Origin of the sequence: Niallia endozanthoxylica, assembly GCF_008710145.1 — a bacterium.
In the GTDB taxonomy this organism is placed as follows: Bacteria; Bacillota; Bacilli; order Bacillales; family Cytobacillaceae; genus Bacillus_BD; species Bacillus_BD endozanthoxylica.
The window spans coordinates 1-13,743 of record NZ_VYKL01000061.1 but is presented as its reverse complement, the minus strand read 5'-3'; the positions used below and the strand labels follow the sequence as shown (position 1 = coordinate 13,743).

Sequence of the window (13,743 nt, the reverse complement as noted above, 5' to 3'; positions counted from 1 at the left end):
GAAGAGGAAGTTGAGGCGGAAGTGAAAAGCGATCCGGAAATGGAAGCCGCACCGGAAGAGGAAGCTGATCCGGAAATGGAAGCCGCACCGGAAGAGGAAGCTGAGTCGGAGAAGGAAGTCGAATTGGAAGAGAAGGCTGATCCGGAAATGGAAGCCGAATCGGAGGAGAAAAGTGAGTCAAAACTAGAAACTGAACCGGAAGAGGAAACAGAGTCAGAAGTGAAAGCAGGAAATAGTAATAAACAAATGATAGAGAATCTTTTTAATTATTTTGTTAACAAAGATAGCGCGCAAATAATGGATATGGTTAAACTAATAAACATCAGTGGTAACTCAGAAGTTAATTTACAACTTCAATTAGACGTAACACCTATTGCTTTTGCCATGATCTTTTCATTATATGCAGAAAAAAAACTGTCTAGTGAAGGTTTAGACGTTGCAATAAAGAAATTAAAAGAGCTCAAACCCGATTAAAAGCAGGGGAAATAGTTTGGTTTGAGAGAAAAATATTAAGCCCAAAATGAAGCGCGGTAAAAATCATTGCTGGTCTCCATTTTGGGCTTATTTATTAATAGTCAAATGCATTACATGTTAATAATAATACGTTATCAGCAACGACAACATGTGTTTATTCTAAACTCATTGACAGTGAAATTCAGGAAAAAGGTAATTGTCGTTCAGGTTGATCTTTAACTAAATGAGGATTCGTACAATTTAAAAAACATAATTCATATTTAGGCACATTAGGCTGTATGCATAATCTTTTATAAATGGCTTCATGCCGTAGACAAAATAAACTTGATTGAGAGAGTATCCAAAATCGGAAAAGATAATCTTTTGAAAGCGAGGAAAAAAATCATAATTAGCTATAGCTAAAAGGATATCGCTATAACAGTTTTCTTGAAAAAATAACAATAATTATAGAAATATTTTATAGTAAGTAAAATGAAAGTGAAATCATTCGACTAAATTTTACAGTTAATTTCATTTATTTTTTATTTTACAATACTAAATTGTTTAATAGAAGATTTCTAGTCAATGGTATAAAAAGCTAAAAAGAATAGAGAGATACCATATTTTATGCGTGTTAAGAGATTTTTATAAAAAAATAGCAATATATTGTTGTCGAAAAATTTACTTTTCTTTTTTTATATTTTTAATATGAAAATGTTAAAAAAATTTATTGACTACAATAGAAAATATTAATATACTGAAAATTAGAAAAGGGCAAACACCGGGGGTGAAAGAAATGATAATAGATTACAATAATTTATCTTTAAAAAGAGGAGGGCCTGTTATATAAAAAGAATGATTATTCTTTCGTTTGGATACAAAGTACTTCTTACATTAGAACTAGGAAAGTAATCGTATAATCAACAATTCTCCACTCTGGATCTGTTGGAGGGTAAGATGTATCTACAAACAGAAGTAGTCTTGAATTTTTTTGTGAAATCTACATCGAATTTGAGAATGTCGACAGAGAATACGGCAGACAGGGCGAAAAGTACCTCAAGTGAAGCCGACAGTAATCAAAACCTTATAGACTACTAGCATTTAAGAAATTCAGGCTTATTCAATAATATTGAATATTAAAAAATGATATCGATTTCAATCAGAGGAGGAGATTGCAATGGCTAAAGTTAATCCAGCTGCAATAATTGGTAACAGTAAGTTTAACCGTTTTCACTTAGTATTATTTTTATGGAGTTTCATGATTATTTTGTTCGATGGTTATGATCTATCTGTTTACGGAACGGTTCTTCCAATTTTGATGGAAGAATGGAGTATGACTTCCGTTGAAGCAGGAACAATTGGTAGTTATGGATTGTTTGGTATGATGTTTGGTGCAATTATTTTTGGTATCATGGCTGACCGTATTGGAAGAAAGAAAGTAATTATTATTAATACTATTTTATTCAGTCTATTTACTTTATTGTGTGCGTTTGCTGACGGTGCAACTACTTTTGCTATTTATCGCTTTATTGCTGGTTTAGGACTTGGAGGCATCATGCCTAATATTGCAGCTTTAGTAACAGATTATGCTCCAAGATCAATGAAAGTTAAATTAGTATCTTACACACTAGTTAGCTTTGCAGTTGGTGGTGCGCTTGCTCCAACAGTTGGAGTTCTATTAATTAATAATTTCGGCTGGCAGTCTGTATTCTGGGTAGCAGGAATGCCTCTATTATTTGTTCCATTCATGATGAAGCAATTACCAGAATCAACAGGCTATCTAATTAGTAAAGGTAAAAAAGAACAATTATTTGCTACACTTAAAAAAATCAACGCTCAATTAACATTTAATAAAAATGATGAAGTTGAACAAGTTCAAGTAACAGTAACAAAAGTACCTGTTGTTGGTTTATTCAAACAGAACCGTGCTGTTAGTACCATGGCGTTTTGGGTTGCTTTCTTCTGTGCCCTATTAATGGTATATGGACTAAACACTTGGTTGCCAAAGTTAATGATTCAAGCTGGATACGGATTAAATGGAAGTTTATCTTTCCTTATTGCCCTTCAAGGTGGAGCAGTACTCGGTATTCTTGTACTTAGCCCGCTTTGTGAGAAATATGGATCTAAAAAAGTTATTATCCCATCATATATTGCAGGTGCAATTGCTTTAGCTTTACTTGGGTTCGGTGGAAACACATTGTACATTTTCATATTGGTAGCGATTGCAGGTGCTGCTACAACAGGTTCCCAAGTGTTAATTCAAGCTTATGTAACCTCTTACTATCCTTCAGATATGAGATCAACTGCTATTGGTTTGGCATCTGGAGTGGGAAGATTAGGCGGAATGACTGGTCCAATTTTAGGTGGGTTCCTATTAACTCTTACTGTTCCGAATTTCGTGAATTTCATGATTTTCTCCGTAGTAGGTGTGGTAGCTGCCATTGCATTGTCACTAATTGCAGACAAATACTCAGCGTCAAATATTCTAGCTGCTGACAGCAAGAAATCAGATGCGGCGAAAGGTAAAGAAGTAGCAGCATCACTTGAATAATGCTATTATAATGATTCTTAATTAGAAAAAATTGCATTTAAATAAGAAAATCCTCGTCGAATTTGGCGGGGATTTTCTTATTTGAAATTGCTAGTTTTTAAGCATTGCACTTTGTAGCATAGCCCGCATTTTCTCTGTTTATATTAGAAATTGATGTTATAAAAACATTATGTGCTAATTACATAATAAAAATAAGATAGACAGATCGTCCTAAATATTGAGCAATACAATAAATCCAGCTCGTAATAAGCTTCTAAATCAAAGATAAAGATAGTTTCTCTGACTTAATATGCAGTAAGTCTTGCATTTGCTTAGAAATGAGAAAATAAATGCTCTCTAATTAATAAATAAAATACAGTTTGTTGAAAATAATAGCAATCTTTTCAGGCTGCTATTTGCACTTCTTTTGCATCTTGAGAAATGATATGACGTTCAACGAAAGAGGGATATGATGAAACTATCAGGGAATACCGTACTTATTACGGGTGGAGCAGCAGGAATCGGGTTTGCGTTTGCCGAGAGATTCATAAAAATGGGGAATAAAGTCATTGTCTGCGGCAGACGCGAAGCAAAACTCCAGGAAGCAAAAGAAACATATCCTGAACTGATTACATGGGTTTGTGATGTCACCAAAGAATCTGATCGGATTGCTTTGTTTGACTGGGTAACGAGCGAGCACCCTGATGTGAATGTACTTATAAACAACGCAGGCATTCAGCAACGCTACCATGTGCTTAAAACGAACGCAAAAGAAGATTGGAGCTATTATAGTCAAGAAATAGCATCCAACATTGAGGCACCATTTCATTTTGCCATGCTATTTGCACCATACTTTGCCAATAAAGACTATGCGGCTATCCTTAATGTATCATCGGGTTTAGCCTTTACTCCAATGGCGATTGCTCCGATTTATTCAGCTACGAAAGCGGCAGTTCATTCATTTACAATGAGCTTACGGCAGCAGCTTGAAGATACGGACATTGAAGTGATTGAAATTGCACCGCCGGCAGTTAATACCGACTTAGGCGGAGCAGGCTTGCATACCTTTGGCACTCCTGTAGATGAATTTGCCGATGCGATATTTAAAGGCCTTGAAGCGGGAAAAATCGAAATTGGCTACGCACGTGCTGAAAAAGCAATGAGGATGTCCCGTGATGAAATTGATGAGTCCGTAAAGACGATGTACGCGAATATGAAAAACACCATTCTATAATGACTAAAGGAGTTACCTGTGTGGGTAGCTCTTTATTGTTAGAGTGGAATTGTTTCTGGCATAATCCCTATGCATCAAAAGTTGTGTTGGAAGGAATTAAATAAAAGACATAAGATAAATAATATTAGGAGTGATGATAATATAAAACGAGTTGATTAAGAGTATAATCGTGTAGGTACCATTTAGAAACGGTGATATAAAGATGTTTTAGGGACTGATTTGATTACTAGAGTTCCACGCGGTCTTCAAAACCGTCTGTGACCTGCGTGCCAGGTTAGCTGGGTTCGATTCCCAGGGGGTCCCGCCAAATGTACATATTATCTATGTTTATACCGTACGGTGATAATTTCACTCGTACGGTTTTTTGTTTATTTTCAGGTAGACCGAAAGAGACCGATGCCAGAGACCGTTGGTGACCGTTTAGAAAAACCGCACGAATCCTCGTCGGATTCACAGACTTTAGACCGATGACAAGGAGTGCATAATTAATGATTGAAGAAAAGCAAAAGAAAGTTAGAAAGTACAATGTAGGAAAAAAATCGAGCCGTACAATGCGTTCAGCAACTCTTGATAATATAACTGGATTGTATGAACGTTTTTGTAACTATAAGCAAACAGAAGGTATGTCTCAACGAACAATAAAAGATTATAAATCACATTTCAATTATTTAATGGAGTTTTTGGATCATGAAGATATTACCAGAGGTGATATGACAAAAGACTTGTTTAGAGAATATATTTCTTGGATGTTATATGACCGTGGATTATCGCCGGTAACTGTAAATGTTAGAATGAGAACATTGCGTGCATTCCTTCGTTTTTGTTACAAGGAAGGGTACATACAAAATCCTATTCATGAAGATTTAAAGATATTGAAAACTCCCCAGGATTTGATTGAATCATTTACTGTAGAGGAAATACGAAAATTATTGTCAGTAATTGACAAAGAAAGTTATGCAGGATTTCGTGATGCATTAATAATTCAATTTCTACTAGATACTATGGTTCGTGTTTCGGAAATGGTTGCTATTCGAAGGGAGAATGTGCATCTTGATGATGGATTTATTAAGCTCGAGGCAACAGAGACAAAAACAAGGCGTGCTAGGCTTGTACCGTTGTCATTGCGGACTATTGAAGTATTAAATGAGTATATGAAGGAAACTAAGGAATATGAAAATGAATTTTTATTTCTAACATATGAAGGTGTACAACTTTCAGCAGACACCGTACGTTGGAGTTTACGTCAAATTGGACAAGCAGCTGGCATTACCAATAAAAGAGTATCACCACATACATTCCGTCATACGGGAGCATTAATGTATATAATGAATGGAGGTGATCCATTCAGCTTACAAAAGATTTTAGGACATTCTCACATGAATATGGTTCGAAAATATATTCAAATGACAGATATGGATGTAAAAGAGCAGCACGATTTGTTCTCTCCTTTAAATCGAATATTTTAAGAGTGTTAATAAACCACCGATCTATTATAGGTGGTTTATTTTTCCTTCAAATCTCAAACTCAAGTAAAGTAAATTAATTCATCCTAGAATATTGTAAATCTTACTAAAATGAAGGAAAAAAATAATATTTATTGAATCCAATAGAGAAGACTTTTGAAATGAGGTGCTTTAATGGAGAAATGGGATTATGACTTCAAGCAGCTTCTCAAATCATCAGGTAGACAGGACTTCAGTGTAATGGGTTTGGAAGGAATAACAGATGTGTTATGGGGGAGAAATTGTTTTTTCCTTTCAGTAAAAGAAATTGCTCCAGAAATAGTTGAGGAATTAAGTAAACGCGTGTTTCCCTGTTTTATTGCGGTTATGAAATTGTTAATAGAAGAAAATCCGCAAAAGTCGGTTTGGGATCTTGAAAAAATTAAACAATCACCAGTTATTATCACAGAAGAATTTGAACAATTTAGCAGTATGCTTTACCTTTGGGGTGAAAAGTATAATATTAATAAAAATGATCATTGGTTTTTCAATGAAATTCCACAAATTTTATCAATGTGGTTTAAAAACGATAATTATCTGAAGGAAAGAAGATTTATCTATGGAGGAAATTTCCCAGAACAATATTTCGATGCTATATCAGCAAGGTCTTATACATTTGAAGGAAATAGCATTCAATTAGATGATCCATTGGATGCACTTGAGAAGCTGGTGAATTCCATTAGTTATAAGGAATGGATAAGACCACCTGAACCTGATCCGCGTAAATATGATGAATATACATACATGGAAATGTGTAGAAATCGTTTCATAATAAACCGACAGTTTTATGAACGTTTAGGGTATATTGAGATGCCAAAGAAAAAAAAATTAAGTCATTTCGATTGGTTGGTATTGTATCAGATAAAAGGAATGAGTTATATGGAAATTGCTAACTACTTTATTAAAGATACTTTTTCCGAGGATACTATACGAAGAGGCGTAAATTCGGTTTCTAATTTAATAGGATTAACACTGAGACCTAGAGATAAGGGAGGTAGACCCAAGAAACTCCGGAAATAAAAAATAATTCTAGTTCCTGTGTTTATAAGGATTCACCTGCGATGATTATATCGGAGGTGATTTTTTATGCAAACAAAACTCTTGAGTGTGCCTGAGGTGGCACGAGTATTAAACATAAAAGAGGACAGGGCTTACAAGTTAATAAGGGCTGGTAATTTACCTTCAGTCCGAATTGGGAGGTTGGTAAGAGTAGATGAGAGTAAGCTGCAAAAATGGATTGAAAGCGGGGGCTATTCAGAAAAAAGTCAGTACTGAAAATATAGGAGGGATTTCATTGCCAAAGCTCCCAATGGGGAAAACACCTAAGCGTACCAATTTATCTGATTATATTATTTTACTTTACGGTCATCCAAAAGTAGGAAAATCTACTTTAGCTAGTCAAATGGACAATCCACTTTTTATTGCGACTGAAGCTGGGCTAAATAGTCTAGAAGTGTATCAGGTGCCGGTAAAAACATGGCCCGAGTTTTTGGAAATTTGCGCTGCAATTGATAAGGAAAAACATCAATTTAAAACAATAGTGATCGATACAATAACGAATTTGTTCAAGTTTTGCAGTGCTTATGTATGCCAAAAGAATGGAATAGCACATGAGTCGGAACTGGGGTTTGGAAAGGGATGGCATTTAGTAAAAGAAGAGTTTTTTAGAGCTATAACTAAATTATCGCTGCTTCCATTAGGGTTAGTGTTTATTTGTCATGCAGATATAGTAGAGGTTAAAACAAGAACCATTACCATCAATAGGCAAGTGCCTAATCTTCCTAAACAAGCTTATGAGCTTATTACAACTATGAGTGATTTTATCTTCTTGTGTGATATGGAGGATAAAGCTGCAGAGAGGTTTATAAGGACAAAACCATCAGAGTCATGGGTTGCCGGAGATCGGACAGGAAGATTACCAAATGAGTTACCGATGAATTATATAGAGATTCAAAAGGCGTTGGACAATGCAATGAAAAATGAAGGAGGAATAATATGAACAATTTTGAGAATGAATTAAAAGCATTGGATCAAGAATGGAATGATTTCTCTTCAGTTGAATTTGGGGTGAATGACGGCAACTATATTGCGACAATCAATACAGCTAGAGTTCAACCTAATACATTTAGTGATGAATTAGAACTGTTTCTCGAACTTATTGTAAATGCCGGAGAGTATAAAGGTCGCAGGATTTTTATTCATCGCCCCCTGGAAGATAAGAAAAAATGGTTCTTGGTTAAGAAAGATCTACGAGTCTTAGGCATTGATATTCCATCCATATCTAAAATTGAGAATTATCTTAACCAAATGCTGGATGCAATTGTGGAAGTGAAAGTAGAGACAAAAAATTATAAAAATAAAAAAGGAGAAAATAAATCCTATCAAAACTATGAATTAATCAGTAAGCTAGACAACCTCATGGATGTAAAAGGTGATGAGCAAGTATTTTGAAAGGTGTGAATTAGATGTCTGAGCACCAGCAGGTAATTAATATTCAGAATGCTGCAAAATTCTATACGAAATTCGGGCTAAGAGTGCTGCCTGTTCAGTATCGCAGCAAGCAACCAAGTATAGGGCAGGGATGGCAAAAACTTAACATAAATGAAGATGAAATTGGGCGTTACTTTTCGTCGTTACAAAATATCGGTGTACTCCTTGGAGAGGTAAGTCAGGGGTTAATTGATGTTGATCTCGATACGATTGAAGCAACGATGATTGCGCATTTATTTCTGCCGGAGACGAATTTTATTTTTGGACGTAAAAGTAAACCCAAATCACATTGGCTTTATTTTGTTGAGCCGGTTATTAAAACAAAGAAATTTCCTGATACAAACGGTCAAATGATTTTGGAAATTAGATCGAGCGGTTCACAAACAGTATTCCCGCCATCGGTCCATGAAAGTGGGGAAATGATTCAACTTGAAAAAAACGGTCTTCCAGGAACAGTAGCTTCAAATGATTTAGTTAAGGGTGTCCAGCGGTTAGCCGCTGCGACACTTCTTGCTAAACATTGGTCAAGTGTCGGATCAAGACATGAAGCGGCATTAGCATTAAGTGGCGCATTAATACGTTGTGATTGGCCTCAGGAGGATATAGAAAAATTTATAGAAGGAATTGCAATTGCAGCTAATGATGAAGAAGTTTTAGATCGGATTAAGACGATTGATACTACCAAAAAAAGGATAGAAGAAGGTCATCCTGCGACGGGATGGAATAAATTGGCGGAGTATATAGGGAAAGACGTAGTATCAAGAGTAATGGAATGGGTGGGAATTGTTGATGGTTCATCCGGTAATTCAACCCTTTCATGGGAGACGCCTGTACCATTTGAACAATACGAGGTTGAACCATTTCCGACAAAAATTTTTCCGGAATGGCTTGAGGATTATGTGCTTCACTTAGCTGAATTTATGGAAGTTTACCCCGATATGCCAGGTATGTTTTCACTGTCAGTATTATCAGTGGCATCTTCAAAAAAGTTCAAAGTTTCTCCTTTTCCTGGTTACGAGGAGCCTGTTAATATTTGGACGATTGTTGCACTGCCGCCAGCAAATCGAAAGAGTGGTATATTCTCAGCTTTGAAAAAACCATTAACTGAATGGGAACTGCACGAGAGAAAAAAAGTAAAGTACGCAATTGCTGAAAATAATGCGATACGAAAAGCGCTTGAGCAAAAAATTAACTATTTAAGGAACCAAGCACAAAAGGCAGGCGAGGGAGAATTTGAGGCAATTACAGAGCAAATGGCGGAGGTAGAACTAGAGTTAGCTAATAATCCTCCTTTATTTGCTCCACGGTTATATACGTCTGACGCAACATCTGAAGCATTAATACGTTTAATGGGTCAGCAAGGAGGGAAAATTGCTGTCCTATCTCCGGAGGGAGATTCTATTGCTGCAATATCCCGTTATTCGCAAAACCGAATCGGAAATGTTGATACATGGCTCAAAGGACATGCAGGTGATGATATTGAAGATGATCGAATCTCAAGGGAGAGCAATCTTATACAAGAGCCGGCAATAACAGTAGGTATCTTCGTACAACCCATAGTGGTCAGTGATTTAGTGAATAACGAGGAATACCGCCGCAGGGGATTTCCAGCTAGATTTCTGTATTCTTTGCCTAGCTCCAAAGTAGGCTATCGAACTTTTGATAAAACAAAGGTACCTAATGAAATTGAAAATCGATACAAAGAAAACGTTACCAGAATACTGAGTATTCAAACAGAAAAAACTAGCATCCTTAGATTTTCAGACAAAGCTTATCATGCTTTTAAGGAATTCTCCCTTAATGTCGAAAAACGGCTAATAAAAGATAAAGGGGATTTAGCATCTTTTGAAGACTGGGCCGGAAAATTAGTTGGGCATACAGCTCGAATAGCAGGGCTGCTGCATATAGCAAAACATTTTACTGAAGCAGGAGATGTTGAAGTAGGATCTGATTCTGTAAACAAGGCTATTAAGTTATCTGAATATCTTATTTCACATGCTAAGCGGGTATTTGGTGAATCTATTTCTGAATCAGAAATAGAAGATGCAAAATACCTAATCGATTCAATCAGAAAAAGAAAACAAAGTGAATATAGTAGGCAACGACTATGGCAACTTACGAAAAAACGATTCAAAAAAGTTGATTTCTTAGACCGCGCAATTCAAACCCTAATTGATAGAGGATATTTACAAGAAGTTTGGACCAAAAACAAAGTATCCGGAGGAAAAAACTCAAGGCGATATCTCATTAATCCTTATGTGTTTAATGATGGTCCTAAAAGTATAGATGCTGACATTAATGTGTCCCCTAATAGGGGGCATACAGGTCCTGAGGTAGGGGAAACAGATATGTCTGAAAAAGTGAGTCGCAGCAAGACCTCAATGGCAAATAGGGGAAATAGGGGTACGGAATTAGATACTTTTACTCAAGATGAAATCAGGGCAGATAATCCTGATGATGAGGACACTATGATCCTATGAGTGCCAGCATGTTAATAAAAAAGATTGAAGATGTTGGTTCCTGGTTTTCTATTACAAAAAAGAATAAGTTGAAAATTCACGGCGTTAAGAATATACCACCTGATATTCTTGACGCCGTCAAGAAAGAAAAAGACGAAATCCAAAATATTATACATGTAGATTATATAGCAAAGAGCAAAGGATGGATAGTGGCTATTCCCGGAGAGCTTTACACACTGCAAACATCTAAATTTACGGGAGTTTTTATTGAAAAAACCTCAGATAAATTATGGGAATCCTGGCGTGAAACGTGGAAGGATGGCGAAAGAAATTCATCATCCTGTTATGTGATTGTTGAAGGCGCTTCCTTTCGACGAGCACTTGGTCGGGCAACAGACTATATTTCATTTTTAAATAACAATAAAAAGAGAGGTAACATATAATGATAAATTTACGATATTACCAACATGAAACAATTAATAAAGTTATAGAAGCATATAAAAATGGTGTGAATAGGCAGCTAGTGGTATTACCTACGGGTGCTGGAAAAACAATAATATTTAGCACCTTAGCAAAATTGTTTAAGCAACGGACATTGATTCTCGTCCATCGTGACGAATTGGTAAGGCAAACAGTAGAAAAGTTAAACGAGGTATGGCCGGAATCTGATATCGGTATTGTAAAGGCAAAACAAAATGAATATCAAAAACAAGTTGTAATAGCTTCTATTCAAACACTTTCTCAACCGGAGCGACTTAAACAAGTTCTAAATGAAAACTTTACTATGATGATAATTGATGAAGCACATCACGCAGTATCAAAGACAGATAAATCCATAATAAGATGCCTGGGATTCGACAAAGATGATCAGAATAAATTGTTATTAGGTGTTACTGCAACGCCTATCCGAGGAGATGGTACTAACCTTCGTGAAGTTTTTCAAAAAGCCGTTATGGAAATATCGCTTTTAACATTAATCCGAGCTAATTATTTGGCTGATTTAATCGGCATTAGTATAACAACCGAAAATAACATACAAAACATTAAAATGCGTGGTGGTGACTTCAATCGAATACATCTTGCTGAATCAATTAATACGAAGGAACGAAATCAATTAATTGTAGATTCATATATCAAATACGCACGTGGTCGGAAGGCAGCTGCATTTACAGTGGATATACAGCATGCAGAGGATCTAGCTGCCTTGTTTAGGGAAAATGGAATAAAAGCAAAATAAAGCAAAATCAATTTCCGGAACAACTCCGCAAGAAGAACGAGAGCGAATTCTAAAACAATTTTCCCAAGGCGAGATACAAATACTATGTAATTGTTCATTATTAACAGAAGGATATGATGAGCCTACTATAGATTGTATCATTATGGCTAGGCCAACCAAGAGTGCGGCTTTCTATACACAGTGTATCGGGCGTGGAACGAGAAGATACCCAGGTAAAGAAAATTGTTTAGTACTAGATTTTTATGATCATCGCCATGATGTTTGTTCCTTATCAGGCATGTTTGAGGAGGAAATTGATAACATAGTTGATGGAGAAAGTGTTAAAAAAGCTGCTGCCCGAAAAGAGCGGAAGAGATACTTACCTACAATGTTATATATGGAAGTGAAAGAACAAGAAGTCGATTTATTAGGGAAATCGAAATTTCGTTGGCGCCAACGGGGGGAAGTGTGGGAATTACCTATTCAGCCTAAAGAGGATATCCACTTGATACCGATTGCAATAGATCGATATTCGGTTTTACTTGTTAAAGATCAAAAAAAAGAAGTTCTATATGAATCTTTAGGTTTCGGATATGCTCAGGGTGTTTCGGAAGATTATGCAAGAAGATATGGACGTAATTTCTCACGGCGGGATGCAGCCTGGATAAAACAGCCAGCTACACAAAAGCAAATTAGGTTATTATTAAACTATGGAATTGATCCATCTAATCTTACTAGAGGTGAAGCTAGTAAAGTTATTGATCGAATAATTTCTCGAAAGTGTCAATAAGATTCCCCTATTACCCCTATCAGCTCAGTGTTGTTGTTAAATAGCTGTTTTGGGGAAGGTTGGATTGTCCCCTATGATGACCCTAAACTGCTCCAATCTTCCCCTACTTTCCTTGGAAGGATGTGAAGGATAGTGAGTAAAGAAAAGCTAACAGCCAAACAAGAGAGTTTTATTCGTGAGTATTTAAAGGATAAAAACGCTACACAGGCGGCCATTCGGGCAGGATATAGCAAGCGCCGGGCGTCCGAAATAGGGTATCAGCTGCTACGGAAAACTACAGTTTCAGAGGCTATTATAGCCCTCCAGGCCGAAATCGAGAAACAATTAAGAATGCAGTTTGTACATGATGCTTTGACGGCAAGGGAAGTTCTATATAATGTCATGGTTAACCCAAACAGCTCGGACAGGGATAAGATTGTTGCTGCAAGGGATCTTTTAGATCGTGCAGGATTTAAACCGGTGGAAAAAAAGGAAATGACTGGTTCAGACGGAGGTGCGATTGAAATAACGTTTGTAGAGCCAAAATATTAAAGCCTTGTTGGGAAATCTACAGGCTTTTTTTGTTTGTAACCCGACATGGGTACAGTTTCTATGTTGTAAGTTCCGAACAGCGAATGCAGCAGTATCTGTAGCTCAAGGAAAGTGAATGAGGGGGTTACCTTCATTTCTGATGGGGGTTCAGCGTCAAACTTCTGCTCCGAGGGAGATGAATGTAATACAAGAATAGAAGCTAGGACCCAGAAACTTCTCTGGGTCAAAAATTACAGTTATTTCCTTTTTAAAACACAGATACTAAGAGTAAGTATTGATGATAGAACGTTATACGAAGCCTTTATAAATGTCTTTAACGCCATGCTAGAACACAAAGAACACTTTATAAATAAGTGGAGACAGCAAGGTGGCGACGATCTCCTACAAAAATATAAAACAGAACAGTTTATTGAACTTTTTAGAGCAGCTCTTCCATTATCAAAGTTTGACATAGATTTATATTTTAAACTTATTGAAAAGAACAGTGTTTAACGTAAGCCCGAAATATAAAAATGCGCACCTTTCCGGTACGCATGAC

General features: G+C 36.4%; 13 protein-coding genes and 1 tRNA gene. All 14 read left to right on the top strand.

Going from position 1 to position 13,743, the window contains the following annotated elements:
* Positions 1 to 474: hypothetical protein (locus tag F4V44_RS25775; RefSeq protein ID WP_449866997.1), on the top strand; the 474-nt coding region annotated here is incomplete at its 5' end.
* A 1,156-nt stretch (positions 475 to 1,630) separates the two neighbouring features.
* On the top strand, positions 1,631 to 3,004 hold the full coding sequence (locus tag F4V44_RS25770; RefSeq protein WP_150442843.1) for an MFS transporter: 1,374 nt from the start codon (positions 1,631 to 1,633) through the stop codon (positions 3,002 to 3,004).
* Positions 3,005 to 3,455: 451 nt separating this feature from the next.
* A complete protein-coding gene (locus tag F4V44_RS25765) occupies positions 3,456 to 4,217 on the top strand; it encodes an SDR family oxidoreductase (protein WP_150442845.1) in 762 nt (253 codons plus the stop codon).
* Positions 4,218 to 4,427: 210 nt separating this feature from the next.
* Positions 4,428 to 4,524 (top strand) — tRNA-Sec (locus F4V44_RS25760).
* Between the two features lie 181 nt (positions 4,525 to 4,705).
* Positions 4,706 to 5,683: a tyrosine-type recombinase/integrase gene (locus tag F4V44_RS25755; protein ID WP_150442842.1), complete on the top strand. Its 978-nt coding sequence runs from the start codon at positions 4,706 to 4,708 to the stop codon at positions 5,681 to 5,683.
* A gap of 171 nt (positions 5,684 to 5,854) precedes the next feature.
* A complete protein-coding gene (locus F4V44_RS25750) occupies positions 5,855 to 6,739 on the top strand; it encodes a hypothetical protein (protein WP_150442841.1) in 885 nt (294 codons plus the stop codon).
* Between the two features lie 66 nt (positions 6,740 to 6,805).
* Positions 6,806 to 6,994: a helix-turn-helix domain-containing protein gene (locus F4V44_RS25745; RefSeq protein ID WP_150442840.1), complete on the top strand. Its 189-nt coding sequence runs from the start codon at positions 6,806 to 6,808 to the stop codon at positions 6,992 to 6,994.
* A 19-nt stretch (positions 6,995 to 7,013) separates the two neighbouring features.
* Positions 7,014 to 7,718: an ATP-binding protein gene (locus tag F4V44_RS25740; protein ID WP_223882037.1), complete on the top strand. Its 705-nt coding sequence runs from the start codon at positions 7,014 to 7,016 to the stop codon at positions 7,716 to 7,718.
* Complete coding sequence (locus F4V44_RS25735) at positions 7,715 to 8,170, top strand: hypothetical protein (protein ID WP_150442838.1); 456 nt, start codon at positions 7,715 to 7,717, stop codon at positions 8,168 to 8,170. The genes F4V44_RS25740 and F4V44_RS25735 overlap by 4 nt, the downstream gene beginning before the upstream one ends.
* Before the next feature lie 14 nt (positions 8,171 to 8,184).
* A complete protein-coding gene (locus F4V44_RS25730) occupies positions 8,185 to 10,689 on the top strand; it encodes a DUF3987 domain-containing protein (RefSeq protein ID WP_150442837.1) in 2,505 nt (834 codons plus the stop codon).
* Between the two features lie 8 nt (positions 10,690 to 10,697).
* Positions 10,698 to 11,111, top strand: a complete 414-nt coding sequence (locus F4V44_RS25725) for a hypothetical protein (protein WP_150442836.1) — start codon at positions 10,698 to 10,700, stop codon at positions 11,109 to 11,111.
* A complete protein-coding gene (locus F4V44_RS25720) occupies positions 11,111 to 11,905 on the top strand; it encodes a DEAD/DEAH box helicase (RefSeq protein ID WP_150442835.1) in 795 nt (264 codons plus the stop codon). The genes F4V44_RS25725 and F4V44_RS25720 overlap by 1 nt, the downstream gene beginning before the upstream one ends.
* Before the next feature lie 10 nt (positions 11,906 to 11,915).
* A complete protein-coding gene (locus tag F4V44_RS25715) occupies positions 11,916 to 12,674 on the top strand; it encodes a DEAD/DEAH box helicase (protein WP_150442834.1) in 759 nt (252 codons plus the stop codon).
* Positions 12,675 to 12,806: 132 nt separating this feature from the next.
* On the top strand, positions 12,807 to 13,205 hold the full coding sequence (locus F4V44_RS28335) for a terminase small subunit (RefSeq protein WP_150442833.1): 399 nt from the start codon (positions 12,807 to 12,809) through the stop codon (positions 13,203 to 13,205).
* Positions 13,206 to 13,743: the final 538 nt, after the last annotated feature.

What these genes read in the sequence shown, in the direction of transcription:
- F4V44_RS25750 (WP_150442841.1), top strand. Translation starts at nt 5,855, where the DNA reads ATGGAGAAATGGGATTATGACTTCAAGCAGCTTCTCAAATCATCAGGT.
- F4V44_RS25755 (WP_150442842.1), top strand. Translation starts at nt 4,706, where the DNA reads ATGATTGAAGAAAAGCAAAAGAAAGTTAGAAAGTACAATGTAGGAAAA.
- F4V44_RS25770 (WP_150442843.1), top strand. Translation starts at nt 1,631, where the DNA reads ATGGCTAAAGTTAATCCAGCTGCAATAATTGGTAACAGTAAGTTTAAC.
- F4V44_RS25720 (WP_150442835.1), top strand. Translation starts at nt 11,111, where the DNA reads ATGATAAATTTACGATATTACCAACATGAAACAATTAATAAAGTTATA.
- F4V44_RS25725 (WP_150442836.1), top strand. Translation starts at nt 10,698, where the DNA reads ATGTTAATAAAAAAGATTGAAGATGTTGGTTCCTGGTTTTCTATTACA.
- F4V44_RS25735 (WP_150442838.1), top strand. Translation starts at nt 7,715, where the DNA reads ATGAACAATTTTGAGAATGAATTAAAAGCATTGGATCAAGAATGGAAT.
- F4V44_RS25765 (WP_150442845.1), top strand. Translation starts at nt 3,456, where the DNA reads ATGAAACTATCAGGGAATACCGTACTTATTACGGGTGGAGCAGCAGGA.
- F4V44_RS25745 (WP_150442840.1), top strand. Translation starts at nt 6,806, where the DNA reads ATGCAAACAAAACTCTTGAGTGTGCCTGAGGTGGCACGAGTATTAAAC.
- F4V44_RS25730 (WP_150442837.1), top strand. Translation starts at nt 8,185, where the DNA reads ATGTCTGAGCACCAGCAGGTAATTAATATTCAGAATGCTGCAAAATTC.